The organism is Vibrio atlanticus (genome assembly GCF_024347315.1).
GTDB classification, from domain to species: Bacteria; Pseudomonadota; Gammaproteobacteria; order Enterobacterales; family Vibrionaceae; genus Vibrio; species Vibrio atlanticus.
The window spans coordinates 3079773-3105948 of the sequence record NZ_AP025460.1 but is presented as its reverse complement, the minus strand read 5'-3'; the positions used below and the strand labels follow the sequence as shown (position 1 = coordinate 3105948).

Sequence of the window (26176 nt, the reverse complement as noted above, 5' to 3'; positions counted from 1 at the left end):
GAACGTTATGCTTCATATTGTAAAATCAGTAGACAAACTCAAGCTTGCATTAGCGTACTCGCAACAACAGGATTACATCCTTTTGGTTGAAGATGCGGTGTATGTTTGCCTTCCAAATCATGAGTTATTCAATCAAATCTCAACCGTTAAACATGTGTCGGTATTAAAAACAGATCTTTATAGTCGAGGTCTACAACAACTTGCTTCAAGCTCTCTGGATCAAGTGGACTTCGATGGATTCGTAAAACTGACTGTTTTGAACGACAAATCAGTCACTTGGTAGCGGTATTTTATCAGTGTGGTTAAAAAAAGACCATCCTGAGCTCTAGACGGCTAAAAAAGATCTGTATATTTCTTGACACACATCCCACTGCTGAATAGAATTTTGCGTCCCTATTTACACTATGTGTAATAGGGCTAGATTTTTCATCAAGCTTACTTTCAAGTAAATCAGGAGCTAGTTAATGGCAACTATTAACCAGTTGGTACGTACTCCTCGTGTAAAGCAGGTTGTTAAAAGCAACGTGCCTGCACTAGAAGCGTGCCCACAAAAACGTGGTGTATGTACTCGCGTATATACTACTACTCCAAAAAAACCGAACTCAGCACTACGTAAAGTATGTCGTGTTCGTCTAACTAACGGCTTTGAAGTTACTTCATACATCGGCGGCGAAGGTCATAACCTTCAAGAACACAGTGTTGTTCTTATCCGTGGTGGTCGTGTTAAAGATTTACCAGGTGTGCGTTACCACACTGTTCGCGGTGCACTTGACTGTGCAGGCGTTAACGACCGTAAGAAAGGTCGTTCTAAGTATGGTGTGAAACGTCCTAAGTCTTAATGCGTCTTTTTTTAAAAGAAAGCGTTAAGTAAGGCCAAACACTATTTATTTATTATTCTGAAAAGTTTTGGAAAAAACCTGAAGAAGACAACGGAGAAATTCCATGCCACGTCGTCGCGTAATAGGCCAGCGTAAGATCCTTCCAGATCCTAAGTTCAAATCTGAGCTGCTGGCAAAATTCGTTAACATCCTTATGGTTGACGGAAAAAAATCTACTGCAGAGAAGATTGTTTACACTGCACTAGAAGTTATGGCTGAGAAATCTGGTAAAGATCACTTAGCTGTATTTGAAGAAGCTCTTGAAAATGTTCGTCCAGCGGTAGAAGTTAAATCTCGCCGTGTGGGTGGTTCAACTTACCAAGTACCTGTAGAAGTTCGTCCGGTTCGCCGTAACGCTCTTGCTATGCGTTGGGTAGTTGAAGCTGCGCGTAAGCGTGGTGAAAAATCTATGGCTCAACGCCTAGCTGCTGAAATGCTAGACGCGTCTGAGAACAAAGGTACTTCGGTTAAGAAACGTGAAGACGTTCACCGTATGGCTGACGCAAACAAAGCGTTCGCACATTACCGCTGGTAATACCTTTTTAGTGCTGCAAGTTTCCTTGCAGCACTTCTTTAGTTCCTATGCTTATGCTAGGAACTATTGCTATTTCTAGGGCAAGCACTTTTTAGCGAAGTATCGCTTTTAACGCATAATCTAGACATAGCAATAGTCCCTAAGTCTCTAATAAGAGGATTCAACCGTGGCTCGTAAAACTCCTATTGAGCAATACCGTAATATCGGTATCGTTGCTCACGTAGATGCAGGTAAAACAACCACAAGTGAACGTATTCTGTTCTATACCGGTCTTTCTCACAAAATCGGCGAAGTTCACGATGGTGCAGCAACCATGGATTGGATGGAGCAAGAGCAAGAGCGCGGTATTACGATCACTTCAGCAGCAACTACTACGTTTTGGCGTGGTATGGAAGCTCAGTACTCTGACCACCGTATTAATATCATCGACACTCCGGGGCACGTTGACTTCACAATCGAAGTAGAACGTTCTCTGCGTGTGCTTGATGGTGCAGTTGTTGTGTTCTGTGGCTCATCTGGTGTTGAACCTCAGTCAGAGACTGTATGGCGTCAAGCTGATAAGTACCAAGTTCCACGTATGGTTTTCGTTAATAAAATGGACCGTACAGGCGCAGACTTCTTGCGTGTAGTTGAACAGATCAAGGATCGCCTAGGCGCAACTCCTGTTCCAATTCAACTGAACATTGGTGCTGAAGAAAACTTCCAAGGCGTTGTCGATCTTATCAAGATGAAGGCGATTAACTGGAACGAAGCTGACCAAGGCATGACTTTCACGTACGAAGATATTCCTGCAGACATGCAAGAAATGGCTGAAGAATATCGTACAGAACTTGTTGAAGCTGCTGCAGAAGCAAATGAAGAGCTGATGGATAAGTACCTTGAAGAAGGTGAACTAACAGAAGCTGAAATCAAACAAGGTCTTCGTACTCGTACCCTTAATAATGAAATCGTACTTGCTACATGTGGTAGTGCATTCAAAAACAAAGGTGTACAAGCTGTTCTAGATGCAGTTGTTGACTTCCTTCCTTCTCCTGTCGATGTACCTGCAATTAAAGGTATCGATGAAGACGAGAACGAAGCAGAGCGTCATGCAGACGACAAAGAACCGTTCTCAGCGCTAGCATTTAAAATTGCAACAGACCCATTTGTTGGTACTTTAACTTTCATCCGTGTTTACTCTGGTGTTGTTGAAAGCGGTAAAACAGCTTACAACTCTGTGAAGAAACAACGTGAACGTTTAGGGCGCATTGTTCAAATGCACTCAAACAAGCGTGAAGAAGTAAAAGAAGTACGAGCAGGTGACATCGCAGCCATTATCGGCCTTAAAGATGTTACTACTGGTGAAACTCTATGTGATCAGAACCATAAAATTGTTCTTGAACGTATGGAATTCCCAGATCCAGTTATTCAGATCGTTGTAGAGCCTCGCTCTCAAGCTGATCAAGATAAAATGACTATCGCGTTAGGTAAGCTAGCGGCAGAAGATCCATCGTTCCGTGTTGAAACGGATGACGAGACTGGCCAGACACTAATCTCTGGTATGGGTGAACTGCACTTAGATATCATCGTTGACCGCATGAAGCGTGAATTCAGCGTGAACTGCAACGTTGGTAATCCGCAAGTTGCTTATCGTGAAACCATTCGTGGTACAGCGAAAGCTGAAGGTAAATTTATCCGCGAACATGGTGGTAAAGGACAGTACGGTCACGTGTGGCTGAAACTGGAACCATCAGAAGCCGGTGAAGGCTTTGTCTTCGTAGATGAAATTGCCAATGGTATCGTACCAAAAGAGTTCATTACCTCTGTCGCTAAAGGCGTTGAAGAGCAAATGAACAATGGTGTATTAGCGGGCTATCCAGTTTTGGATATCAAAGCTACACTATATGATGGTTCTTACCATGAAGTAGATTCAAGTGAGATGGCGTTTACAATCGCTGCCTCTATGGCTTTCAGAACGGGTGCACTAGAAGCGCAACCAGTTTTGCTTGAGCCTATGATGAAAGTTGAAGTAACTACTCCAGAAGACTGGATGGGTGACGTTGTTGGCGATATTAACCGTCGTCGCGGCATCATCGAAGGTATGGACGAGGGGACAGCTGGCCTGAAGATAATTCGTGCACAAGTTCCGTTGTCTGTCATGTTCGGTTACGCAACTGATTTACGTTCTGCGACACAAGGTCGTGCTTCTTACTCTATGGAGTTTAGTGAGTACGCTGAAGTGCCAAAAAATGTTGCTAATGCAATCATTGCAGAGCGTGGTTAAACAAAAGGGACGCATTTTTTTCATTTTTTGAAAGAACAATGCGTCCAAATATTGCGCTAACGAGAGTTGGCGCATAAAATAGCAATTTCTGGCGCGTCTCGCTCAATAATGAACGTGGCGAATCATAACTAGGAAGGAACACGATTGTGTCTAAAGAAAAATTTGAACGTACGAAACCGCACGTAAACGTTGGTACTATCGGCCACGTTGACCACGGTAAAACAACTCTAACTGCTGCTATCTGTACTACACTTGCAAAAGTGTACGGCGGTGTTGCTAAAGATTTCGCATCTATCGATAACGCTCCAGAAGAGCGCGAGCGCGGTATCACAATCGCAACTTCTCACGTTGAGTACGATACTCCTGAACGTCACTACGCACACGTAGACTGTCCTGGACACGCCGATTATGTTAAAAACATGATCACTGGTGCTGCTCAAATGGACGGCGGTATCCTAGTTGTTGCTGCTACAGATGGCCCTATGCCACAAACTCGTGAGCACATCCTACTTGGTCGTCAAGTTGGTATCCCTTACATCATCGTATTCATGAACAAATGTGACATGGTTGATGACGAAGAGCTACTTGAGCTAGTAGAAATGGAAGTTCGTGAACTTCTTTCTGAGTACGAGTACCCAGGAGACGACCTACCAGTAATTCAAGGTTCTGCACTTGGCGCTCTAAACGGCGAAAAGCAGTGGGAAGACAAGATCGTTGAGCTTGCAGAAGCACTAGATTCTTACATTCCACTTCCAGAGCGTGCTGTTGATCTACCGTTCCTACTTCCTATTGAAGATGTATTCTCAATCCAAGGTCGTGGTACTGTAGTTACTGGTCGTATCGAGCGCGGTATCCTACGTGTAGGTGACGAAGTAGAAATCGTTGGTATCAAAGAGACTACTCTTACTACTTGTACTGGTGTTGAAATGTTCCGTAAACTGCTTGACGAAGGTCGTGCAGGTGAGAACGTTGGTGCACTTCTACGTGGTACTAAGCGTGATGACGTTGAACGTGGCCAAGTACTTTCTGCTAAAGGTTCAATCAACCCACACACTAAGTTTGAGTCTGAAGTATACGTACTTTCTAAAGACGAAGGCGGCCGTCACACTCCTTTCTTCAAGGGTTACCGTCCACAGTTCTACTTCCGTACAACTGACGTAACAGGCGATATCACTCTACCTGAAGGCGTAGAAATGGTAATGCCAGGTGACAACGTTCAAATGACTGTTGAGCTAATCGCTCCAATCGCAATGGACGAAGGTCTACGTTTCGCAATCCGCGAAGGTGGCCGTACAGTTGGTGCTGGTGTTGTAGCTAAAATCTTCGCTTAATAGCATTTAGATTTTTGCACACTCTTCATTAGAAGAACTGCATAAGAAAAGGGAGGCTTCGGCTTCCCTTTTATTTTTCCACTTTCCCACCACTTCTTTTTGCTTTCCCTTAGTATCATCCCCGTTCCTTGTCGTTCTACTTTTGTCACACACTTTTCTTCGAATGCTCTGCACAAATATATTCCGATTATTTTTCCAACACCACTTGCATACTAAAACGTGATCTGTATAATGCATCGCACTGGCTAACGCCGGTTTGTGAACCAATGAGCACTGAGGAGTAGGTCTTACCTAGTAATGTATACTCAGCTTATGTTCGCGGTTAATAAAAATAGTAAACCTTGTGTTTACTTCAAAAGTTAACTGACAATGCGTCCTAATCTTGGATGCTACGGTTTCACATAAATCAATCGGCATTCTCTCGTTCTTTCGAGCTTGAGTGGCGATATTGTTTGTGTAATTTTTAATAATTGGAGCTCTGTCTCATGCAGAACCAACGTATTCGTATCCGCCTTAAAGCGTTTGATTACAAGCTAATCGATGCTTCAACTGCGGAAATCGTTGAAACAGCAAAACGTACTGGCGCACAGGTTCGTGGTCCTATTCCACTTCCTACTCGTAAAGAGCGTTTCACTGTTCTTACCTCTCCACACGTCAACAAAGATGCACGTGATCAGTACGAAATTCGTACTCACAAGCGTTTGATCGACATCGTTGAGCCAACAGATAAAACTGTTGATGCTCTAATGCGTCTTGATCTTGCAGCTGGCGTTGATGTTCAAATCAGCCTAGGTTAAGGGAGATAAGAATAATGATTGGTCTAGTCGGACGTAAAGTGGGTATGACCCGCGTATTTACTGAAGAAGGCGTTTCTATCCCAGTAACTGTTGTTGAGGTTGAAGCGAACCGTATTTCTCAAGTTAAAACTCTTGAGACAGACGGCTACGCAGCAATCCAAGTAACTACTGGTGCTAAGAAAGCTAACCGTGTAACTAAACCTGAAGCTGGTCACTTCGCGAAAGCGGGTGTTGAAGCAGGTCGCGGTCTTTGGGAATTCCGTTTAGAAAACGGCGAAGAGTTTGAAGTTGGCGCTGAGCTAAACGTAGAACTTTTCAACGAAATTAAAAAAGTAGACGTTACTGGTACATCTAAAGGTAAAGGCTTCCAAGGCGCTATCAAGCGTTGGAACTTCTCTACTCAAGATATGACTCACGGTAACTCTTTGTCTCACCGCGCACCGGGTTCAATTGGCCAATGTCAAACTCCAGGCCGCGTGTTTAAAGGCAAGAAAATGGCAGGTCACATGGGTGCTGAGCGTGTAACGACTCAAAACCTAGAGATCGTACGTGTTGACGCTGAGCGCAATCTACTCCTTATTAAAGGTGCAGTACCAGGCTCAACAGGCGGTAACGTGATCGTAAAACCTGCTGTTAAAGCATAACGTCTAGGAGTAAGTAATGGAATTGATGGTTAAAGGTGCTGATGCACTAACTGTTTCCGAGACTACTTTCGGACGTGACTTTAACGAAGCTCTAGTACACCAAGTAGTTGTTGCGTATGCAGCAGGTGCTCGTCAAGGTACTCGTGCTCAAAAGACTCGTTCTGAAGTATCAGGCGGCGGTGCTAAGCCATGGCGCCAAAAAGGTACTGGCCGTGCACGTGCTGGTACAATTCGTAGCCCAATCTGGCGTACAGGTGGTGTTACTTTTGCTGCGAAACCACAAGATCACAGCCAAAAAGTTAACAAGAAAATGTACCGCGGTGCTATGAAAAGCATTCTTTCTGAGTTGATTCGTCAAGAGCGTCTAATCGTTGTTGATAACTTCTCTGTAGAAGCACCAAAAACAAAAGAACTTGTAGCTAAGCTTAAAGAGCTTGAGCTAAACGACGTTCTGATTGTGACTGGCGAAGTAGATGAAAATCTATTCTTAGCTGCTCGTAACCTATACAAAGTAGATGCACGTGATGTTGCTGGTGTTGATCCAGTATCACTAATCGCTTTCGACAAGGTTCTGATGACTGCTGACGCAGTTAAGCAAGTTGAGGAGATGCTAGCATGATCACTGAAGAGCGTATCTTAAAAGTTCTACGTGCTCCGCACATCTCTGAAAAAGCAACTATGGCAGCTGAGAAAGCGAACACTATCGTTTTCAAAGTAGCTAAAGATGCAACTAAGAAAGAGATCAAAGCAGCTGTAGAAAAGCTATTTGAAGTTGAAGTTAAGTCTGTAAATACTCTTGTATTAAAGGGTAAGACCAAACGTCAAGGTATGCGTGAAGGCCGTCGTTCAGACGTTAAGAAAGCCTACGTTACTTTGAAAGAAGGTCAAGATCTTGACTTCGTTGGCGGCGCGGAATAACAGGAGTAGTAAAAATGGCTATTGTTAAATGTAAGCCGACTTCCCCTGGTCGTCGTCACGTCGTTAAAGTTGTTAACGCTGACCTGCACAAGGGTAAGCCATACGCACCACTTCTAGAGAAAAACTCTAAGAACGGTGGTCGTAACAACAACGGTCGTATTACAGTACGTCACATCGGTGGTGGTCATAAACACCATTACCGTCTGGTTGACTTCAAACGTACTAAAGATGGCATCCCAGCGAAAGTTGAGCGTCTAGAATACGATCCAAACCGTAGTGCTAACATCGCTCTAGTTCTGTACGCAGACGGTGAGCGTCGTTACATCATTGCACCTAAAGGTGTTAACGCAGGCGACCAGATTCAATCTGGCGTAGATGCTGCAATCAAAGCAGGTAACACTCTGCCGATGCGCAACATCCCAGTAGGTTCTACTGTACACTGTGTTGAACTTAAGCCTGGTAAAGGTGCTCAACTAGCTCGTTCGGCTGGTGCTTATGCTCAAATCATCGCTCGCGATGGTGCATACGTAACTATCCGTCTACGTTCTGGTGAAATGCGCAAAGTTCTTTCTGAAGGTCGTGCAACGATCGGTGAAGTTGGTAACTCTGAGCATATGCTACGTGAACTTGGTAAAGCTGGTGCTTCACGCTGGCGCGGCGTACGTCCAACCGTACGTGGTGTAGTAATGAACCCGGTGGATCACCCACATGGTGGTGGTGAAGGCCGCACATCTGGTGGTCGTCACCCAGTATCTCCTTGGGGCGTTCCTACTAAGGGCTTCAAGACTCGTAAGAATAAGCGCACTGACAAGTACATCGTACGTCGTCGCACTAAATAATTTATAAAGAGGAATCGCCATGCCACGTTCTCTCAAGAAAGGTCCTTTTATTGACCTACACTTGCTGAAGAAGGTAGAGAAAGCGGTGGAAAGCGGAGACAAAAAGCCTATTAAGACTTGGTCCCGTCGCTCAATGATCATCCCAACAATGATTGGTTTGACCATCGCTGTCCATAATGGTCGTCAGCACGTCCCAGTTTTCGTTACCGAAGAAATGATCGGTCACAAACTAGGCGAATTTGCACCAACTCGTACTTATCGCGGTCATGCTGCAGATAAGAAAGCTAAGAAGAAATAAGGAGTAGATGATGGAAGCTTTAGCTAAACATAACTTTGCTCGTATTTCTCCACAGAAAGCTCGCTTAGTTGCAGACCAAATTCGCGGTAAGTCGGTAGACCAGGCTCTAGAAATTCTAACTTTCAGCAACAAAAAAGCTGCTGTTTTAGTTAAGAAAGTTCTTGAGTCAGCTATCGCTAACGCGGAACATAACGAAGGTGCAGATATCGACGATCTAAATGTCGCTAAAATCTTCGTAGATGAGGGCCCTATCATGAAGCGTATTATGCCTCGTGCTAAAGGTCGTGCGGATCGTATCTTGAAGCGTTCAAGCCACATCACTATTGTTGTAGCAGATCGCTAAAGACTAGGAGAGTAAGCAATGGGTCAGAAAGTACATCCTAATGGTATTCGTCTTGGCATCGTCAAGCCTTGGAATGCTACATGGTTTGCTAATACCAACGAATTCGCTGACAACCTAGACGGCGACTTCAAGGTACGTCAGTTCCTTACCAAGGAACTACAAAAAGCATCATTATCTCGTATCGTTATCGAGCGTCCAGCGAAGAGCATCCGTGTGACTATTCACACAGCTCGTCCTGGCGTTGTTATCGGTAAGAAAGGTGAAGACGTAGAGAAGCTACGCGCAGCTGTAGCTAAAATCGCAGGTGTACCAGCGCAAATTAACATCGCTGAAGTACGTAAGCCTGAGCTAGATGGTCAGCTTGTAGCTGATAGCATCGCGTCTCAACTAGAGCGTCGTGTTATGTTCCGTCGTGCAATGAAGCGTGCGGTACAAAATGCTATGCGTCTAGGCGCTAAAGGCATCAAAGTACAAGTAGGCGGCCGTCTTGGCGGTGCTGAAATCGCACGTTCAGAGTGGTACCGTGAAGGCCGAGTGCCTCTACACACTCTACGTGCAGACATTGATTACGCAACTTCTTCGGCTCACACTCAATACGGTGTGATCGGCATTAAAGTTTGGATCTTCAAAGGTGAGATTCTAGGCGGTATGCCAGCTGCTAACGCAGTAGAGCCAAAAGGCGATAAGCCTAAGAAGCAGCGTAAAGGCCGTAAGTAAGGAGTCGAACGATGCTACAACCAAAACGTACTAAGTTCCGCAAGGTTATGACTGGTCGTAACCGTGGTCTAGCTAAAGGTACTGAAGTAAGCTTCGGCGAATTCGGTCTTAAAGCTGTTGGCCGTGGTCGCCTGACTGCACGTCAAATCGAAGCGGCACGTCGTGCTATGACACGTCACATTAAGCGTCAAGGTCAAATCTGGATCCGTGTGTTCCCAGACAAACCTATTACTGAAAAGCCTCTTGAAGTTCGTCAAGGTAAAGGTAAAGGTTCAGTTGCGTACTGGGTTGCTCAAATCCAACCAGGCAAAGTTATGTACGAGATGAATGGCGTACCTGAAGAGTTGGCACGTGAAGCGTTCCGCCTAGCGGCACGTAAACTGCCTGTTAAAACTACTTTTGTAACTAAGCAGGTGATGTGATGAAAGCACAAGATCTACGCGAAAAGAACGTTGAAGAGCTTAACGCTGAGCTATTGAATTTGCTACGTGAACAGTTCAACTTGCGCATGCAAGCTGCAACTGGTCAACTACAGCAAACTCATACTCTAAAAGCTGTACGCCGTGACATCGCACGTGTGAAAACTGTTTTGACTGAAAAGGCAGGCGCATAATGAGCGAAACTAACCGCATCCAGCAAGGCCGTGTAGTAAGTGACAAGATGGACAAGTCTATCGTTGTTGCTATTGAGCGTACTGTAAAACACCCGATTTACGGTAAGTTCATCAAACGCACGACTAAAGTACACGCACACGACGAAGACAACACTTGTGGCCTAGGCGACAAAGTTGAAATCGCTGAGTGTCGTCCTCTGTCTAAGACTAAGTCTTGGACATTGGTTAAAGTTCTAGAAAAAGCGAAGATTTAATCTTTGTAATTCTATAACTTATAAGCGGCTCCAAATAATTTTTTGGAGCCGCTTGTTTTTTGTCTACCCAATTTAAAAAAAGGGTGGTACAATTCGCGTCCCTTTTAAAGAGGCAGCCCGACCCGAGAGGGTCTAGTTTTAATATTTAGCGGAGCACTAACAATGATCCAGATGCAAAGTACACTTGACGCAGCAGATAACTCTGGCGCGCGCAAGGTAATGTGTATTAAGGTTCTGGGTGGCTCTCACCGCCGTTATGCACATATCGGTGACGTCATCAAGGTTACAGTGAAGGAAGCGATTCCTCGCGGTAAAGTAAAGAAAGGTGATGTTCTGAAGGCGGTAGTAGTGCGCACCCGTAAAGGCGTTCGTCGCCCAGACGGTTCTGTCATTCGCTTCGACAGTAATGCTTGTGTATTGTTAAATGACACTACTGAGCAACCAGTCGGCACACGTATCTTTGGTCCTGTGACTCGTGAACTTCGTAACGCGAAATTCATGAAGATTGTATCACTTGCACCTGAAGTTCTGTAAGGAGCGGCAACATGGCAGCTAAAATCCGTCGTAATGACGAAGTAATCATTCTTGCTGGTAAAGATAAAGGCAAGAAAGGTAAAGTAACTAAGGTTCTGACAACTGGTAAAGTTGTTGTTGAAGGCATCAATCTTGTTAAAAAACACCAAAAGCCGGTTCCGGCTCTAGGTCAACAAGGTGGCATCGTTGAACAAGAAGCAGCTATTGATGCTTCTAACGTTGCAGTCTTTAACGCGGCTACTGGTAAAGCAGACCGTATCGGTTTCCGTATCGAAGATGGCAAGAAAGTTCGTTTCTTCAAATCTAACGGCGAAACTGTTTCTAACTAATTAGAAGTAATTTGGAGTTCTACTATGGCGAAACTGCATGATTACTACAAGTCGTCTGTAGTCGCTGAGCTTACCAAAGAGTTCAGCTACACAAGCGTCATGCAAGTCCCTAGGATTGAGAAAATCACCCTAAACATGGGCGTTGGTGAAGCAATCAACGATAAGAAACTGCTAGAAAACGCAGCATCTGATATGGCAACGATCTCTGGTCAAAAGCCTCTTATCACGAAAGCGCGTAAATCTGTAGCTGGTTTCAAAATTCGTGAAGGCTACCCAATTGGTTGTAAAGTAACCTTGCGTGGTGAGCGCATGTGGGAATTTTTAGAGCGTTTAATCTCTATCGCACTTCCACGTGTACGTGATTTCCGTGGTGTTAGCGCTAAGTCTTTTGACGGACGCGGTAACTACAGCATGGGCGTTCGCGAGCAAATCATCTTTCCGGAAATCGACTACGATAAAGTCGATCGTGTCCGCGGTCTTGATATTACTATCACGACATCTGCGGGATCCGATGAGGAAGGCCGAGCTCTGCTGGCTGCCTTTAACTTCCCATTCCGTAAGTAAGGGTAGGGTTACTGTTATGGCTAAACAATCAATGAAAGCACGTGAAGCTAAACGTGCAAAACTAGTAGTTAAGTTCGCTGAAAAGCGTTCTGCGCTAAAAGTTATCATTAGCGATGTAAACGCATCTGAAGAAGATCGTTGGAATGCGGTTCTTAAACTGCAATCTCTTCCACGTGATTCAAGTGCATCACGTCAGCGCAACCGTTGCAACCAAACTGGTCGTCCACACGGTTACCTACGTAAATTCGGTCTAAGCCGTATTAAGGTTCGCGAAGCTTGCATGAAAGGCGAGATTCCGGGTCTTCGTAAGGCTAGCTGGTAATTGCCACTTAATCATTTGGAGTAAATCTTATGAGCATGCAAGATCCGATTTCGGATATGCTGACCCGCGTTCGTAACGGTCAGGCAGCAAATAAAGTTGCTGTAAAAATGCCTTCTTCAAAGCTTAAAGTTGCAATTGCTGCATTACTTAAAGCTGAAGGTTACATCGTAGACTTCGCTGTTGACAGCGAAGCAAAACCTGAGCTAGAAGTTACTCTTAAGTACTTCCAAGCTAAACCTGTAATCGAGCAAATCAAGCGCGTATCACGTCCTGGTCTAAGAGTTTATAAAAATAAAGACTCTTTACCTACAGTGATGGGTGGTCTTGGTATTGCAGTTGTTTCTACTTCCAAGGGTCTGATGTCTGACCGTGCTGCTCGTAAAGCAGGTCTTGGCGGTGAAATCATCTGTTACGTAGCTTAAGGAGTAGATTATGTCTCGTGTTGCTAAAGCACCTGTCGCTATTCCAGCTGGCGTAGAGGTGAAACTAAACGGCCAAGAAGTTACTGTAAAAGGTAGCAAAGGTGAGCTTACTCGCGTTCTTAACAGCGCCGTAGTTATTGCACAGGAAGAAAACAACCTAACTTTCGGTCCGAAAGAAGGTGTTACTAACGCATGGGCACAAGCTGGTACAGCTCGCGCTCTAGTTAATAACATGGTTGTGGGTGTTACTGAGGGCTTCACTAAGAAGCTAACTCTTAAGGGTGTTGGTTACCGTGCTGCTATGAAAGGCAACGCTGTAGGTCTAACTCTTGGTTTTTCTCACCCAGTAGAGCACGCTCTACCTGAAGGTATTAAAGCTGAGTGCCCTAGCCAAACTGAGATCGTTATTACTGGTTGCGATAAGCAAGTAGTAGGTCAAGTTGCGGCTGACATTCGTTCTTACCGTGCTCCTGAGCCTTACAAAGGCAAAGGTGTTCGTTACGCAGATGAAAATGTGCGTACTAAAGAAGCTAAGAAGAAGTAAGGTATCACTATGGATAAGAAAGCATCTCGCATCCGTCGTGCTACACGTGCACGTCGTAAGATTGCAGAACTTGGTGCAACTCGCCTGGTAGTACATCGTACTCCTCGCCATGTTTACGCTCAAGTTATCTCGGCAAACGGCTCTGAGGTTATCGCAGCTGCTTCTACTGTAGAAAAAGCGATCCGTGAGCAAGTTAAGAACACTGGTAACGTCGATGCAGCTAAAGCAGTTGGTAAAGCTGTTGCTGAGCGCGCTCTTGAAAAAGGCGTAGCTTCAGTTGCATTTGACCGTTCTGGTTTCCAATACCACGGTCGAGTAGCGGCGCTAGCAGAATCTGCTCGCGAAGCTGGTCTGAAATTCTAAGGTAGGGTTGGAAGATGGCTAAAGAACAACAACAAGCTAATGATTTGCAAGAAAAGCTGATCGCTGTTAACCGTGTATCTAAGACGGTTAAAGGTGGTCGAATCATGAGCTTCACTGCACTAACAGTAGTTGGTGACGGTAATGGTCGCGTAGGTTTCGGTTACGGCAAAGCTCGTGAAGTACCTGCAGCGATTCAAAAAGCAATGGAAAAAGCGCGTCGTAACATGGTTACTGTTGCGCTTAACGAAGGCACTCTTCACCACCCGGTGAAAGGTCGTCATTCGGGCTCTAAAGTTTACATGCAGCCAGCTGCTGAAGGTACAGGTGTTATTGCCGGTGGTGCAATGCGTGCCGTACTTGAAGTTGCAGGCGTACATAACGTTCTTTCTAAAGCATACGGTTCAACGAACCCAATCAACGTTGTTCGCGCAACGATTGGTGCTCTAGTAGACGTTAAGTCACCAGAAATGGTTGCTGCTAAACGTGGTCTAACTGTTGAATCTATTTCGGAGTAAGCACACGATGGCAACTATTAAAGTAACTCAAACTAAAAGCTCAATTGGTCGCCTACCTAAGCACAAAGCGTGTCTTAAAGGTCTAGGTCTTCGTCGCATCAACCATACAGTAGAACTTGAAGATACTCCGTGCGTACGCGGTATGATCAACAAGGTTTACTACATGGTTAAGATTGAGGAGTAATCAGAATGCGTTTGAATACTCTATCACCGGCTGCTGGCTCTAAACCTTCTAAGAAGCGTGTAGGTCGTGGTATCGGTTCTGGCCTTGGTAAAACAGGTGGCCGCGGTCACAAAGGTCAAAAGTCACGTTCTGGCGGCTCTGTTCGTCCAGGTTTTGAAGGCGGTCAAATGCCTCTAAAACAACGTCTACCTAAATTCGGTTTCACTTCTCGTAAGAGCCTAGTGTCTGCTGAAGTTCGTCTAGCTGAGCTAGCGAAAGTAACAGGTGACGTAGTTGATCTTAACAGCCTTAAAGCTGCTAACGTTATCACTAAGAACATCGAGTTTGTTAAGATCGTTCTTTCTGGTGACCTAAGCAAAGCTGTGACTGTTAAAGGTCTACGCGTGACTAAAGGCGCTAAAGCTGCAATCGAAGCTGCAGGCGGTAAAATCGAGGAATAATCTCGAGGAACGAGGTACAGATGGCTAAGAAACCAGGAAAAGATTTTCGTAGTGCTCAGAGCGGCTTAAGTGAACTAAAGTCGCGCTTATTATTCGTAATTGGTGCACTTTTAGTATTCCGAGCCGGCTCTTTTGTGCCGATCCCTGGTATTGACGCAGCTGTACTTGCCGATTTGTTCGATCAGCAAAAAGGTACCATCGTAGAAATGTTTAACATGTTCTCCGGTGGTGCTCTTGAGCGTGCATCTATATTAGCATTGGGTATCATGCCGTACATTTCGGCATCGATCGTAGTCCAATTGCTAACTGTAGTTCATCCAGCGTTAGCGGAACTCAAAAAAGAGGGTGAAGCAGGCCGTCGTAAGATAAGCCAATATACACGCTACGGCACGCTTGTACTTGCAACATTCCAAGCTATTGGTATCGCAACAGGCTTACCAAACATGGTCGACAATCTGGTTGTTATCAACCAAACCATGTTTACGCTTATTGCTACCGTGAGTTTAGTAACTGGTACCATGTTTTTGATGTGGTTAGGTGAACAAATCACTGAGCGAGGAATCGGTAATGGTATTTCCATTCTGATTTTTGCAGGTATTGTTGCTGGATTGCCTTCTGCAATCGGTCAAACAATCGAGCAAGCGCGTCAAGGTGAATTGCATGTGCTTCTTCTGTTGTTTATCGCGGTATTGTCTTTTGCTGTAATTTACTTCGTAGTTTTCATGGAACGTGGTCAACGTCGTATCGTCGTTAACTATGCGAAGCGTCAACAAGGTCGTAAAGTTTTTGCAGCTCAAAGCTCTCACTTGCCTCTTAAGATTAATATGGCAGGTGTTATTCCAGCGATTTTTGCATCAAGTATTATTTTGTTCCCAGGAACATTAGCACAATGGTTTGGTCAAAATGGTGAAAGCAGCGCGTTCGGTTGGTTAACTGACGTGTCATTAGCTCTTAGCCCTGGTCAACCTTTGTATGTAATGCTTTATGCAGCAGCTATAATCTTCTTCTGTTTCTTCTATACAGCGTTGGTGTTTAACCCGCGTGAAACAGCTGATAATTTGAAGAAGTCTGGTGCATTCGTACCCGGTATCCGCCCAGGTGAGCAGACAGCGAAATATATCGATAAAGTGATGACTAGACTAACCCTTGCGGGCGCTCTATACATTACTTTTATATGTCTGATTCCTGAATTCATGATGGTCGCGTGGAACGTTCGTTTCTACTTCGGCGGCACATCACTACTAATCGTAGTGGTAGTTATCATGGATTTCATGGCACAGGTACAGACTCATCTGATGTCACAACAGTATGATTCTGTGTTAAAGAAAGCGAATCTGAAAGGTTACGGCCGTTAATTCGGTAGTAATTATTTCGATTCCATTTACGGAGTTTAGCAATGAAAGTTCGTGCTTCCGTTAAAAAAATCTGCCGTAACTGTAAAGTTATCAAGCGTAACGGTGTCGTTCGCGTGATTTGCAGTGAGCCAAAGCATAAGCAACGCCAAGGCTAATCAGCAGAAATTTTTACTTGAAATACTAGGTAGAGTCGAGTATATTCCTCGGCCTACCTTTTGCGTGCAAAAGAAGTAGTATGCCGCAGCGTATCCATAACGGGCTTTGCTGCGGATAATTCTTTTATGAACCCCCTTAGGAGTGAATAATGGCCCGTATAGCCGGCATTAACATTCCTGATCATAAGCATTCTGTAATTGCACTTACTGCAATCTACGGTATTGGCAAAACTCGCTCTCAAGCTATTCTAGCTGAAGTGGGTATTGCTGAAGATGCTAAGATCAGTGAACTAACTGAAGAGCAGATCGATCAACTGCGTGATGGTGTAGCTAAATACACTGTAGAAGGTGATCTACGTCGTGAAGTATCGATGAACATCAAGCGTCTTATGGACCTTGGCTGTTACCGCGGTCTTCGTCATCGTCGCAGTCTACCACTACGTGGACAGCGTACTAAAACCAACGCTCGCACCCGTAAGGGTCCGCGCAAGCCGATCAAGAAATAGTCGGATAAGGTAGAGTACAATGGCAAAACAACCAACTCGCGCGCGTAAGCGCGTACGCAAGCAAGTAGCTGATGGCGTAGCGCACATTCATGCTTCTTTCAACAACACAATCGTAACTATCACTGACCGTCAAGGCAACGCTCTTGCATGGGCTACAGCAGGTGGTTCAGGTTTCCGTGGTTCTCGTAAATCTACTCCGTTCGCAGCACAAGTTGCAGCTGAGCGTTGTGGTGAAATGGCTAAAGAATATGGCCTAAAGAACTTGGAAGTTATGGTTAAGGGTCCAGGTCCAGGTCGCGAATCTACTGTTCGTGCACTGAACGCTGCTGGTTTCCGTATCACTAACATTGTTGATGCGACACCAATCCCTCATAACGGTTGTCGTCCACCTAAGAAACGTCGCGTTTAAGTTTCGTTTCTAGGAATATTGGAGAAAGATCATGGCAAGATATTTGGGTCCTAAGCTGAAGCTTAGCCGTCGCGAAGGTACTGACTTATTCCTTAAGTCTGGTGTCCGTGCGATCGATACCAAGTGTAAAATTGATAACGCACCAGGTGTACACGGCGCTCGTCGCGGTCGTCTATCTGAGTATGGCGTTCAGCTTCGTGAGAAGCAAAAAGTTCGTCGTATTTACGGCGTTCTAGAAAAACAATTCCGCAACTACTACAAAGAAGCTGCACGTCTTAAAGGCAACACAGGTGCAAACCTGCTTCAGCTTCTTGAAGGTCGTCTTGATAACGTAGTTTACCGTATGGGCTTTGGCGCTACTCGTGCTGAATCTCGTCAACTAGTTAGCCACAAGTCTATTCTAGTTAACGGTAAAGTTGTAAACGTTCCTTCTTTCAAAGTAGCGGCAAACGACGTTGTTTCTATCCGCGAGAAAGCTAAACAGCAATCTCGTATTAAAGCGGCTCTAGAAGTTGCTGAACAACGTGAAAAGCCAACTTGGATTGAAGTAGATGCTGGCAAAATGGAAGGTACATTCAAGCGTATGCCTGAGCGTTCTGACCTATCAGCTGACATCAATGAACACTTGATCGTCGAACTTTACTCTAAGTAAGGTTAAAAAAAGAGAGGACACAATGCAGGGTTCTGTAACAGAATTTCTTAAGCCGCGTCTTGTTGACATTGAACAGATCAATACGACACACGCGAAAGTAACTCTTGAGCCATTAGAGCGCGGTTTCGGCCATACTCTAGGTAATGCTCTTCGCCGCATTCTTCTATCTTCTATGCCGGGTTGTGCCGTAACAGAAGTTGAAATCGAAGGTGTGCTACACGAATACAGCACTAAAGAAGGCGTTCAGGAAGATATCCTGGAAATCCTTCTAAACCTTAAAGGTTTAGCTGTACGCGTTGCTGAAGGCAAAGATGAAGTGTTTATTACACTGAACAAATCAGGCTCAGGCCCTGTTGTTGCAGGTGACATCACCCACGATGGTGATGTAGAGATCGCTAACCCTGAGCACGTAATTTGTCACCTAACGGATGACAACGCTGAGATCGCTATGCGTATCAAAGTAGAACGTGGTCGTGGTTACGTTCCAGCTTCAGCTCGTATCCATACTGAAGAAGATGAGCGTCCAATCGGTCGTCTACTTGTTGACGCTACTTACAGCCCGGTCGATAAAATCGCCTATGCTGTTGAAGCGGCACGTGTAGAACAACGTACTGACTTAGACAAGCTTGTTATCGATATGGAAACGAACGGTACTCTAGAACCTGAGGAAGCAATCCGTCGTGCAGCTACTATTTTAGCTGAACAACTGGATGCGTTCGTAGATCTTCGTGATGTACGTGTACCTGAGGAGAAGGAAGAGAAGCCAGAATTCGATCCTATCCTACTACGTCCTGTAGACGATCTTGAACTAACAGTTCGCTCTGCTAACTGTTTGAAAGCAGAAGCGATTCACTACATCGGTGATCTTGTACAGCGCACTGAGGTTGAGCTACTTAAAACGCCAAACCTTGGTAAGAAATCTCTTACAGAGATTAAAGATGTGCTTGCTTCACGTGGTCTTTCTCTAGGCATGCGCCTAGAAAACTGGCCACCAGCGTCAATCGCTGAAGATTAATCGAAAAGTTAGAAGGATTAGGTCATGCGCCATCGTAAAAGTGGTCGTCAACTCAACCGCAACAGCAGTCATCGCAAAGCGATGTTCAGCAACATGGCTAGCTCTCTTGTTCGTCACGAAGTTATTAAAACTACCGTGCCTAAAGCAAAAGAACTACGTCGCGTAATTGAGCCATTGATTACCCTAGCTAAGACAGACAGTGTTGCTAACCGTCGTCTTGCATTTGCTCGCACTCGTGATAACGAAGTTGTGGCAAAACTATTTAATGAACTAGGCCCGCGTTTCGCGGCTCGCCAAGGTGGTTACACTCGCATTCTTAAATGTGGTTTCCGTACTGGTGATAAAGCTCCAATGGCTTACATTGAGCTTGTAGACCGCCCAGCTGCTGAAGAAGCTGCTGAGTAATCTATACTAGATTCTTAATACAAAAGCCGAGCATTAGCTCGGCTTTTTTGTATCTGTAGAGTTAGGAGACCGACATAAGAATTGCACCACGATATTTGGCACTTTTCTTTACCTTCTCTGCTCCATTTCTCAATAATATCTCGTATCTCGTATCTCGTATCTCGTATCTCGTATCTCGTATCTCGTATCTCTTTTGTTCAGCGCACAAAAAAGAGCACCGAAGCGCCCTTTAAGTATTTTAAATCAATTATTAATCACTGGTTATTACAACCAAATAGCTTCGAGTGAATCAACGAGACCGCTTGTTGCGCCTTGTGACTCTAGCCCTTGAATAATGATTGGTGCAAACGCCGCAACCATTGATGAATCCATACCTAATCCTGAAAATGCATTTTCAACAGATGTTTTTGAGTCCAATACTGACGTTAAACCGGTAGAATCAAGCGTCGACATTCCAGGGAAAAGCATTTCGAGCTCTTGGTTGTCAAAGTTATCAAGGGTATTTTGGGCAAGAGCTAGCATGGAGCCTACTCCACCTATAGCTTGCTCATTTGTTACAGATGCTTTGTCACTTAGGGAATTAGCAAGGGTGCTCGTAAATGGTGTTGCTTCATTTTTTTGAGACCACATGTCTACAGCGGTCATAAGGGCTGTTTGTGATAGTTGGGAATAGTTAATATCAGAAGTTGAACTAACTTGTTCTGACTCGCTAGTACTAGCGCAAGATACCACAGCAAGGCTGCTTAAAACGGTGATGAGTACTTTCTTCATTATTCGTCCTTAAGTAATAAAGTAATTTACTCTTTCACTATAAACGAAAAACGGCGATGTAGTCACATCGCCGTTGAGCTAATTCAGTCTAATTTACCTATAGTTTTTTGTTTTACTAAGGTTTTTATAGAAATTAAAGAATTGCTAGAAGTTCTACTTCGAATACTAGAGCAGCAAATGGTGGGATTGCAGCACCTGCGCCACGCTCACCGTATGCTAGATCTTGAGGGATGTATAGCTTCCACTTAGAGCCAACAGGCATCATTTGTAGAGCTTGTACCCAACCTTGAATTACGCCAGTTACTGGGAATTCAGCAGGTTGACCGCGAGATACAGAGCTATCGAAAACTGTACCGTCAGTTAGCTCGCCGTGGTAGTGAACGCGTACTTGCTTGTCTGCAGTTGGGATTTCACCAGTACCTTCAGTTAGTACTTCGTACTGAAGACCAGACTCAAGAACTGTAACTTCTGAACGAAGAGCGTTGTCAGCTAGGAAAGCTTCGCCGTCAGCAGCAGCAGCTTTAGCTAGTTCTTGACGTGCAGCTTCACCACGAGTGTGTAGCTCTTGTAGTGCGTTGTTGATTTCGTCAACTTCGATAGCTGGCATGTCGCCAACTAGAGCTGTTGCGATACCAGCAGCGATTGCATCAACGTTTAGGCCTTCAAGACCAGAACCAGCAAGTTGTTGGCCCATTTGTAGACCGATACCGTAGCTAGCTTTTTGCTCTACAGTTTCAAATTTTACTTCAGACATGAAAAGTCACTCTTTTTGTCAGTACGAAAAGGGTAAGAATACCAGTATTAGCAGCCTGAATAAACGGCTAGCCTCTGATCACTTACGCTTTACCGTGTCCAAATCACAGCTATGTCAATTTTCTTGCTTTGCTCTCTGTTGTCGCGGAAAGATCTATACTGTTGGTACTTTGGTTTTTATACTGTAGTTATTCAATGTATAGGACGCAGTGGCATGAATCGTCGTCAAAAGAAAAAACAGAAAGTAGACCACTTAGCAGAGTTCAAGGACCGACTGAATCAGGTCAAAGAGAAACTAAGCTCGATCGATCTAAAGAAAATGAAAACCTCATCAGTGCAAACTTGGGGATCATTGCCGAAATTACACCAGAAATTATTGATGGTGATTTCGCCGATCATATTAATCTTATTGTTTGCACCGCTACCAGAGCCTAAAGTAGACAACGCACCAGCAACATCTCGTGTTGAGCTTGAGATAAATACTGTTGGCTTAAGCGAGCAGAAAAATGCTAAAAGTAATTCTTCTGAGCCAACCAGTTGGCAAGAGTATCTTGTTAAGCAAGGAGATACGTTAGCTCAAGTGTTCCGAAATAATGATCTACCGCTGTCTGATCTTAACGCTTTGGTTCGTATTGAAGGTGCAGACAAGCCGCTTAGCCAGATTCGTAAAGGCCAACTGGTTCGATTCAAACTAGCCGAGACAGGGCAACTAGATATTCTTCAGCTTGAGAAAGGCAATACTTCGGTGATGTTTTTCCGTTTATCAGATGGTGGCTTTGGTCGCAGTAAATAGATGAATAGTGAACCTGAGTCAAAGCACTTCACCAGACACATATAAACGATAGAAAAGAGCTAAGCATTAGCTCTTTTTTTTGGTCGCTTGAAAGGGGCGAGTGGCAAGATGATGAGCATAATACCGATAAAGGTTAACGTATCTGGTATCTCATCAAACCATATTGCACCTATTAACGCGACAAACACCAGTCCTGAATACTCAGCCAAGGCAATTTGGCTAGAGTGTGCTTTTTGGTAGGCAGTAACCGCAAAGCCGTTATAGCTCAAGATGAGTGTTGCGCTGAGTGCTATGTATCCTAAGTGCTCGATAGATACCGGTTGCCAGTATAGGAAGCACAATATCAATGAAGCCGGAATTGAGAATAACGTTGTCCACCACAGTGTAGTGACCACCGATTGCTCACTAGGGAGCTTTCGCACCAAAACATTGAACAATGCGAGCGTCAGCGCCGTGCCTAATGCAAACAATGCAGCCCAATGGAATTGTGATGGCCTCAAGACAATCAGTACGCCAATGAAGCCGATGGTTGTTGCAATCACCTTACCCAGTGCGGGTTGCTCTTTGAGTAGAAACATAGATAGAGGTAACATCAACAGGGGTGCTACGTAAAATACAGCGTTAGCGGTGGCCAAAGATAGATGGGTAATTGCGACGACCATACATCCACTGCCAATTAATATCAGCTGTCCGCGTATGATGGTCACTTTGGCTTGCTGTAAGCGTCGTTGTTCCTTTTTCTGCTGTAGCCACAAAGGGGTGATGATGAGTAGAGATATCAACTGTCGGAAAAAAATATACTGAAGAGGTGGCACTTCGCCATTCAACAGTTTTACCGCTACGTCGGAAAGCGAGGCAAACAAGTTACCTGCAATCAACAATAGGATACCGACAGTGATATTCGACATTACTTCTCTAATCTCATATCGACGTGCGGAATATCGTCTTCCAAGTACATCTCAGAGATCGTTTTGAAGCCGTGGCTCGCATAGAAGTTTTCTAGGTGTTGTTGCGCACCAATATCGATAGTTGTGCTCGGCCAAAGAGCCTCACAGCATGTTAACGCTTCTGTTATCAATTGATGGCCTAAACCATCACCTCTTGCCGATTGCTTAGTCGCCACTCGGCCGATGCTTGTGTTGTCGTAAGAAGTTCCTGGTGGTAACAAGCGTGCACACGCTACTAACTCTTCATCAGCATAGCCAAGCAAGTGTTCAACACCTGCGAGTGTATCTTTACCATCGAGCTCTGGATAAGGGCAATTTTGCTCAACGACGAACACATCTACTCGTAATTTAAGTAGTTGATAAAGCTGTTGTGTTGAAAGTTCAGAGAAGGGGATTGAGTGCCAAGTGATCATGTTTACATCCAGAGGTTATCGATGCCCTGAATGTACTATGTGCGATGATTGTTGGCATTAACTATTGTTAATTCGACCTTTAATTCTGCTCAGACTGATCGCGGTTATTCCTAGGTAAGCGGCAATCTGGTTGTCGTTCAAGCGCTGCTCAAGGTCGGGATAATGTTCGCAGAAAAGTTGATAGCGTTGCTCTGGAGTATAGAGCAACATAAAGCGTTCTTTGTTTTCTTTATGCATTAGCTGAGTTTCTAACAACTTTAAATACAAAGGGTTGTTTGATGCGCGCCACTCGATAACCGCGTTCATAGGCAGTTCTAACATTGTGATGGGTGTGAGTGTTTCTAACAGGTAAGGGGACGCTTGGCTTTTTATCAAACTCTCAAAGCCGATGATCCAATCTTGTTCCCAGTAGAACTCTTTGCTGTATTGCTTACCGTCATTAGTGAGATAACAAGCGTGGCACAAGCCTTCAAGTACAAAATAGATTGAACTCGCCATCTCACCTTGATTGATCAGGATGTGTCTGGTTGGTAGCTCAAGCGGTTTCGCGACGGCTAATAGAGATTCAATCTGACTTTCAGAGAAGTCGAAGCTTTGTAGTTGTTCGATAAAAGAGGTGTGCATGGAAATAACCTAACCCAAATAAGTGTCGAAATCATCGCACTTATTTGAGTATAGGTACAGAGCAGGCTAAATCAGCGTCGAGCGTGCTGTTCTAGATAATCTTGAGCAAGTTCTCTACCCATGTATTTACCAAGAGTTTTCAGTGGTACTTTCTTAAGGTTAACCACAATCAAGCCATCCAGAGCATCATTAAATGATGGGTCGACGTTAAAGCACACCAACTTACCGTTCATCCCTAGATACTGGCGCAGTAGTACTGGTAGGCCTTTTCCTTGCTCCATACGTGCTAACACTTTAGAGAGCAGAGGAACACTCGCCAATGACGATAACAGGTGGTTTTGCCAGAACACGTGATTACTGGTATTGAGTGGTGACGAAGGAGAAACTAGATTCGCCTTTTCCTCATCGTAGTGGTGAATCGATAAGGTTGTCGCAATCAACAGGCGCGCATTATGGCTGTAATCATTACTGATACTGACTGGGCCGAATAGGTGGGTGTATTTAGGGTGACGATACACGAAGGCCGCGATACCTTTCCACAATAGTAATAGTGAGTTAAGGCTCTTTTGATAAGGTTTACTCACTACAGAACGCCCAAGCTCGATACTGTTGTCTAAGGTATCGATGAATTCTTGATTGTAGTTAAACAGACTGCGGGAATAGAGTTGATCAAGCCCGTGCTCAGCGATTAACTTGTCGACCATACCAAGTCTGTATGCACCCACTAATTCAGCCTTGGTTTTATTCCAAACAAACAGTTGGTGGTAGTAAAGGTCATACTCATCTAAATCACAGGCAAGCCCGCAGCCTTCTCCGACTTCTCGGAAACTCTCTTCTCTAACTCGACCAATTTCGCGCATTAAGTTAGGAATAGATTGGCTTGGCGTACAGTAGACCTCGAAGTCCCCTTGCTCAAGTAACTTCATCTCTTCAGGAAGAGAATCGACCTCTATTGCCAACACTTCTGGTGGAATAGGCGCAATCACTTGAGTGTCAAAAGAGGGCGCGTGGATTGGCGTATTCGGGCTATCTTGTTGACTCATTAGGTAGGTATTGAGTCGTAGGTAGTTGACGATATCCATCTCTTTTTCAAACGATTTGATCTCTGAATACGGAATCGAAGAGCCAATCGAGATAGAGATAGTCGTCGCCTGTTTATTAAGAAGTTCACGGCCAAGTAAAGCCGTTCTCAGTAGTGGGTGAACACGGCCAGCTTGATAGAAAAGCTCGCTGTTTTTACCATTGATGAAGATAGGAACCGTAGTGGCTTGATGACGTTTGACGAACTTGGCAACCGATTTGCTCCATTCGATGTCTGTCAGTGTTTTTGCCCCTTTACGGTAACTCGATACTTCGCCAGCAGGGAACACAATCAAGAGTCCACCGTCTGCTAAATGACGATTAGCATCTCGAATGGCTTTGGCGTTGGTGCGTTTCGATTCTTTACTGTTAAAGACATCGACGCCGATGAAAAGATCGTCCAGTTCAGGCAGTCGCTTGAGCAGTTCATTAGCTAACACCTTTACATCCTTCCTTACCGATCCTACGAGATCAGCAAGGATCACACCTTCAATCGCGCCAAGCGGGTGGTTAGCTACAATGACTACGGGTCCTTCCTCAGGAATATTATCAGTGGCGCCTGCGGAAACAGAATAGTCGATATTCAAAGCCGATAGGGTGTGATGCATGAATTCGAAACTAGACAACTCATCAGGTCTATCTTGATAGAGTTTATCTAGCTTAGATAGCCCAGTTGCCCACTCGACAACAGACTCACCTAAACCAAAAGGCGTGTAACGTGGTAAACGAAAAGGACTATCAATCATAATGAAGCTACCTTATTGACTAAAGTTGTTTAGGAAACCGTCTTGATTCTTGAAATCTTTCACACTTAAAAATGCACCGCACAGCCACACTAGGCATGCCATACCAAACAGTAATCCACCGTCATAACCAGCAATTTCACCCGCTGCATTAAACTCAGGCATTTGAATACCGAGCGGCGTAAACAGATGGAAGAAAATCGCGCCACTCATGATCCCTACGCTCATGATGGCACCCAGGCCATGCCAACGAGTAAACAGCAAAATGGCAGCAATCAATTCAGCAAACCCAATCAAGTAGCCGCCAAATGAACCGAACCAACTCAAGCCAGACCATGTCGCCAAGGTGCCAAAGATATGCTCAGTTTCGTATGAGCCGGTGAACTTGAAAAACAGCGACTGAATGAACACAAACGCGATAAATGCCGCAGGGATATGTTTAGCTGGAGTGAATGTCATGGTTATTCCCTTATTTGATCAGTTGCGGCCAAATGGTGTCGGCTTTTTGAATATGTTGTGCTCGGTCTTGTTCCCAACGCTGTTTAATCTCTTGGTCGTAGTTGAGGTAAAGCTTGTTATCAACAATCGTCCATTGATTCGGGTCTCCGGGTGCAAAATCACTTTTTGCTGAAACAGCCCAAGCGCAATAACCACCATATTGAGGGGCGTATTTTTCAGGATTATTAACAAATAAAGTCAGATTCTTTTCAGAAGAGAAATACCAGTCCGCGCCTTTGTACTCGGTGCTGAATTTTTTACTGCCTTCAATAGGTTTACCTGAAGTGAAATAAGCCACAGTGTCGTAGCCATCGAGCGCCTTACTGCTAAAGAACCCTGTGTAGATTTCATCGGCGGCAAATACATATGGGCTAACAAGTAGCATGACCATGGTTAATAGTTTTCTCATG

Annotated in this window: 42 protein-coding genes; 34 read left to right on the top strand and 8 right to left on the bottom strand. The window is 44.7% G+C overall.

Going from position 1 to position 26176, the window contains the following annotated elements; genetic code table 11:
- Positions 1–7 precede the first annotated feature (7 nt).
- The 33 genes from tusB (at position 8) to rplQ (ending at position 19144) form a co-directional block, all read left to right on the top strand.
- Positions 8–283, top strand: a complete 276-nt coding sequence (tusB, locus tag OCV30_RS14035) for a sulfurtransferase complex subunit TusB (RefSeq protein ID WP_065679717.1) — start codon at positions 8–10, stop codon at positions 281–283.
- A gap of 181 nt (positions 284–464) precedes the next feature.
- Positions 465–839 (top strand): 30S ribosomal protein S12, encoded by a 375-nt coding sequence (rpsL, locus tag OCV30_RS14030; protein ID WP_012604917.1) that lies wholly within the window; start codon positions 465–467, stop codon positions 837–839.
- Between the two features lie 103 nt (positions 840–942).
- On the top strand, positions 943–1413 hold the full coding sequence (rpsG, locus tag OCV30_RS14025; RefSeq protein WP_012604916.1) for a 30S ribosomal protein S7: 471 nt from the start codon (positions 943–945) through the stop codon (positions 1411–1413).
- A 166-nt stretch (positions 1414–1579) separates the two neighbouring features.
- Positions 1580–3676, top strand: a complete 2097-nt coding sequence (gene fusA, locus OCV30_RS14020; protein WP_012604915.1) for an elongation factor G — start codon at positions 1580–1582, stop codon at positions 3674–3676.
- A 146-nt stretch (positions 3677–3822) separates the two neighbouring features.
- Entirely contained in the window at positions 3823–5007 is a 1185-nt protein-coding gene (gene tuf, locus OCV30_RS14015; protein WP_012604914.1) for an elongation factor Tu, read from the top strand.
- A gap of 485 nt (positions 5008–5492) precedes the next feature.
- Positions 5493–5804, top strand: coding sequence for a 30S ribosomal protein S10 (rpsJ, locus tag OCV30_RS14010; RefSeq protein WP_004736761.1), 312 nt, complete (start codon positions 5493–5495; stop codon positions 5802–5804).
- 14 nt (positions 5805–5818) lie between these two features.
- A complete protein-coding gene (rplC, locus tag OCV30_RS14005) occupies positions 5819–6448 on the top strand; it encodes a 50S ribosomal protein L3 (RefSeq protein WP_004736763.1) in 630 nt (209 codons plus the stop codon).
- Positions 6449–6464: 16 nt separating this feature from the next.
- Entirely contained in the window at positions 6465–7067 is a 603-nt protein-coding gene (gene rplD / locus OCV30_RS14000) for a 50S ribosomal protein L4 (RefSeq protein ID WP_004736764.1), read from the top strand.
- On the top strand, positions 7064–7366 hold the full coding sequence (rplW, locus tag OCV30_RS13995; RefSeq protein ID WP_004736765.1) for a 50S ribosomal protein L23: 303 nt from the start codon (positions 7064–7066) through the stop codon (positions 7364–7366). The genes rplD and rplW overlap by 4 nt, the downstream gene beginning before the upstream one ends.
- A gap of 14 nt (positions 7367–7380) precedes the next feature.
- On the top strand, positions 7381–8205 hold the full coding sequence (gene rplB / locus OCV30_RS13990; protein WP_012604912.1) for a 50S ribosomal protein L2: 825 nt from the start codon (positions 7381–7383) through the stop codon (positions 8203–8205).
- Positions 8206–8224: 19 nt separating this feature from the next.
- Positions 8225–8503 carry a 30S ribosomal protein S19 gene (gene rpsS / locus OCV30_RS13985; RefSeq protein WP_004736729.1) on the top strand — a complete coding sequence of 93 codons (279 nt, stop codon included), beginning with the start codon at positions 8225–8227 and terminating at the stop codon, positions 8501–8503.
- 10 nt (positions 8504–8513) lie between these two features.
- Positions 8514–8846: a 50S ribosomal protein L22 gene (gene rplV, locus OCV30_RS13980; protein ID WP_004736732.1), complete on the top strand. Its 333-nt coding sequence runs from the start codon at positions 8514–8516 to the stop codon at positions 8844–8846.
- 18 nt (positions 8847–8864) lie between these two features.
- A complete protein-coding gene (gene rpsC, locus OCV30_RS13975) occupies positions 8865–9563 on the top strand; it encodes a 30S ribosomal protein S3 (protein ID WP_004736734.1) in 699 nt (232 codons plus the stop codon).
- 11 nt (positions 9564–9574) lie between these two features.
- A complete protein-coding gene (gene rplP / locus OCV30_RS13970) occupies positions 9575–9985 on the top strand; it encodes a 50S ribosomal protein L16 (protein WP_004736736.1) in 411 nt (136 codons plus the stop codon).
- On the top strand, positions 9985–10176 hold the full coding sequence (rpmC, locus tag OCV30_RS13965; protein WP_004736737.1) for a 50S ribosomal protein L29: 192 nt from the start codon (positions 9985–9987) through the stop codon (positions 10174–10176). Before rplP ends, rpmC begins: the two co-directional genes overlap by 1 nt.
- Positions 10176–10430: a 30S ribosomal protein S17 gene (rpsQ, locus tag OCV30_RS13960; RefSeq protein WP_004736739.1), complete on the top strand. Its 255-nt coding sequence runs from the start codon at positions 10176–10178 to the stop codon at positions 10428–10430. The genes rpmC and rpsQ overlap by 1 nt, the downstream gene beginning before the upstream one ends.
- 162 nt (positions 10431–10592) lie before the next feature.
- The gene (gene rplN, locus OCV30_RS13955; RefSeq protein ID WP_004736740.1) at positions 10593–10964 is read left to right on the top strand and encodes a 50S ribosomal protein L14; all 372 of its coding nucleotides are present in this window, start codon (positions 10593–10595) and stop codon (positions 10962–10964) included.
- A gap of 11 nt (positions 10965–10975) precedes the next feature.
- Positions 10976–11293, top strand: a complete 318-nt coding sequence (gene rplX / locus OCV30_RS13950) for a 50S ribosomal protein L24 (protein ID WP_004736742.1) — start codon at positions 10976–10978, stop codon at positions 11291–11293.
- A 24-nt stretch (positions 11294–11317) separates the two neighbouring features.
- Positions 11318–11857 (top strand): 50S ribosomal protein L5, encoded by a 540-nt coding sequence (gene rplE, locus OCV30_RS13945; protein ID WP_004736744.1) that lies wholly within the window; start codon positions 11318–11320, stop codon positions 11855–11857.
- Between the two features lie 16 nt (positions 11858–11873).
- Positions 11874–12179: a 30S ribosomal protein S14 gene (rpsN, locus tag OCV30_RS13940; protein ID WP_004736747.1), complete on the top strand. Its 306-nt coding sequence runs from the start codon at positions 11874–11876 to the stop codon at positions 12177–12179.
- A gap of 29 nt (positions 12180–12208) precedes the next feature.
- Entirely contained in the window at positions 12209–12601 is a 393-nt protein-coding gene (gene rpsH / locus OCV30_RS13935; RefSeq protein ID WP_009847785.1) for a 30S ribosomal protein S8, read from the top strand.
- 10 nt (positions 12602–12611) lie between these two features.
- Complete coding sequence (rplF, locus tag OCV30_RS13930) at positions 12612–13145, top strand: 50S ribosomal protein L6 (RefSeq protein ID WP_009847784.1); 534 nt, start codon at positions 12612–12614, stop codon at positions 13143–13145.
- 9 nt (positions 13146–13154) lie between these two features.
- Entirely contained in the window at positions 13155–13508 is a 354-nt protein-coding gene (gene rplR / locus OCV30_RS13925) for a 50S ribosomal protein L18 (RefSeq protein WP_009847783.1), read from the top strand.
- A 14-nt stretch (positions 13509–13522) separates the two neighbouring features.
- Positions 13523–14023, top strand: a complete 501-nt coding sequence (gene rpsE, locus OCV30_RS13920; RefSeq protein WP_004736754.1) for a 30S ribosomal protein S5 — start codon at positions 13523–13525, stop codon at positions 14021–14023.
- A 7-nt stretch (positions 14024–14030) separates the two neighbouring features.
- Positions 14031–14207 (top strand): 50S ribosomal protein L30, encoded by a 177-nt coding sequence (gene rpmD / locus OCV30_RS13915; RefSeq protein WP_004736756.1) that lies wholly within the window; start codon positions 14031–14033, stop codon positions 14205–14207.
- Between the two features lie 5 nt (positions 14208–14212).
- Complete coding sequence (gene rplO, locus OCV30_RS13910) at positions 14213–14647, top strand: 50S ribosomal protein L15 (protein WP_004736758.1); 435 nt, start codon at positions 14213–14215, stop codon at positions 14645–14647.
- A 20-nt stretch (positions 14648–14667) separates the two neighbouring features.
- Positions 14668–16002 (top strand): preprotein translocase subunit SecY, encoded by a 1335-nt coding sequence (secY, locus tag OCV30_RS13905; RefSeq protein ID WP_004736759.1) that lies wholly within the window; start codon positions 14668–14670, stop codon positions 16000–16002.
- 41 nt (positions 16003–16043) lie between these two features.
- Positions 16044–16157 (top strand): 50S ribosomal protein L36, encoded by a 114-nt coding sequence (rpmJ, locus tag OCV30_RS13900; RefSeq protein ID WP_000868186.1) that lies wholly within the window; start codon positions 16044–16046, stop codon positions 16155–16157.
- Between the two features lie 149 nt (positions 16158–16306).
- Positions 16307–16663 (top strand): 30S ribosomal protein S13, encoded by a 357-nt coding sequence (rpsM, locus tag OCV30_RS13895; protein WP_004738779.1) that lies wholly within the window; start codon positions 16307–16309, stop codon positions 16661–16663.
- A gap of 19 nt (positions 16664–16682) precedes the next feature.
- A complete protein-coding gene (gene rpsK, locus OCV30_RS13890; RefSeq protein WP_004738778.1) occupies positions 16683–17072 on the top strand; it encodes a 30S ribosomal protein S11 in 390 nt (129 codons plus the stop codon).
- A gap of 31 nt (positions 17073–17103) precedes the next feature.
- On the top strand, positions 17104–17724 hold the full coding sequence (gene rpsD, locus OCV30_RS13885) for a 30S ribosomal protein S4 (protein ID WP_004738777.1): 621 nt from the start codon (positions 17104–17106) through the stop codon (positions 17722–17724).
- Positions 17725–17746: 22 nt separating this feature from the next.
- A complete protein-coding gene (locus OCV30_RS13880; RefSeq protein ID WP_004729813.1) occupies positions 17747–18739 on the top strand; it encodes a DNA-directed RNA polymerase subunit alpha in 993 nt (330 codons plus the stop codon).
- A 24-nt stretch (positions 18740–18763) separates the two neighbouring features.
- On the top strand, positions 18764–19144 hold the full coding sequence (gene rplQ, locus OCV30_RS13875; RefSeq protein ID WP_004729812.1) for a 50S ribosomal protein L17: 381 nt from the start codon (positions 18764–18766) through the stop codon (positions 19142–19144).
- 264 nt (positions 19145–19408) lie between these two features.
- On the opposite strand, the gene OCV30_RS13870 is transcribed toward rplQ, so the two are convergent.
- Positions 19409–19915 (bottom strand): DUF2780 domain-containing protein, encoded by a 507-nt coding sequence (locus OCV30_RS13870; protein ID WP_065679716.1) that lies wholly within the window; start codon positions 19913–19915, stop codon positions 19409–19411.
- A 133-nt stretch (positions 19916–20048) separates the two neighbouring features.
- The gene (locus tag OCV30_RS13865; RefSeq protein WP_008220519.1) at positions 20049–20669 is read right to left on the bottom strand and encodes a BamJ family beta-barrel-assembly machinery protein; all 621 of its coding nucleotides are present in this window, start codon (positions 20667–20669) and stop codon (positions 20049–20051) included.
- A 213-nt stretch (positions 20670–20882) separates the two neighbouring features.
- Between OCV30_RS13865 and OCV30_RS13860 the strand changes: the two genes are divergently transcribed.
- Positions 20883–21461: a LysM-like peptidoglycan-binding domain-containing protein gene (locus OCV30_RS13860; protein WP_041472926.1), complete on the top strand. Its 579-nt coding sequence runs from the start codon at positions 20883–20885 to the stop codon at positions 21459–21461.
- A gap of 59 nt (positions 21462–21520) precedes the next feature.
- Here OCV30_RS13860 and OCV30_RS13855 read toward each other — a convergent pair whose 3' ends face one another.
- The 6 genes from OCV30_RS13855 to OCV30_RS13830 form a co-directional block, all read right to left on the bottom strand.
- On the bottom strand, positions 21521–22369 hold the full coding sequence (locus tag OCV30_RS13855) for a DMT family transporter (protein WP_065679715.1): 849 nt from the start codon (positions 22367–22369) through the stop codon (positions 21521–21523).
- Complete coding sequence (locus tag OCV30_RS13850) at positions 22369–22821, bottom strand: GNAT family N-acetyltransferase (protein ID WP_017110595.1); 453 nt, start codon at positions 22819–22821, stop codon at positions 22369–22371. Before OCV30_RS13850 ends, OCV30_RS13855 begins: the two co-directional genes overlap by 1 nt.
- Positions 22822–22878: 57 nt before the next feature.
- Positions 22879–23445, bottom strand: a complete 567-nt coding sequence (locus OCV30_RS13845; protein WP_061039609.1) for a Crp/Fnr family transcriptional regulator — start codon at positions 23443–23445, stop codon at positions 22879–22881.
- Positions 23446–23516: 71 nt separating this feature from the next.
- On the bottom strand, positions 23517–25271 hold the full coding sequence (locus tag OCV30_RS13840; protein ID WP_065679714.1) for a lysophospholipid acyltransferase family protein: 1755 nt from the start codon (positions 25269–25271) through the stop codon (positions 23517–23519).
- Positions 25272–25283: 12 nt separating this feature from the next.
- On the bottom strand, positions 25284–25727 hold the full coding sequence (locus OCV30_RS13835; RefSeq protein ID WP_065679713.1) for a hypothetical protein: 444 nt from the start codon (positions 25725–25727) through the stop codon (positions 25284–25286).
- A gap of 10 nt (positions 25728–25737) precedes the next feature.
- Positions 25738–26175, bottom strand: a complete 438-nt coding sequence (locus OCV30_RS13830) for a YHS domain-containing (seleno)protein (protein ID WP_012604897.1) — start codon at positions 26173–26175, stop codon at positions 25738–25740.
- Position 26176: the final 1 nt, after the last annotated feature.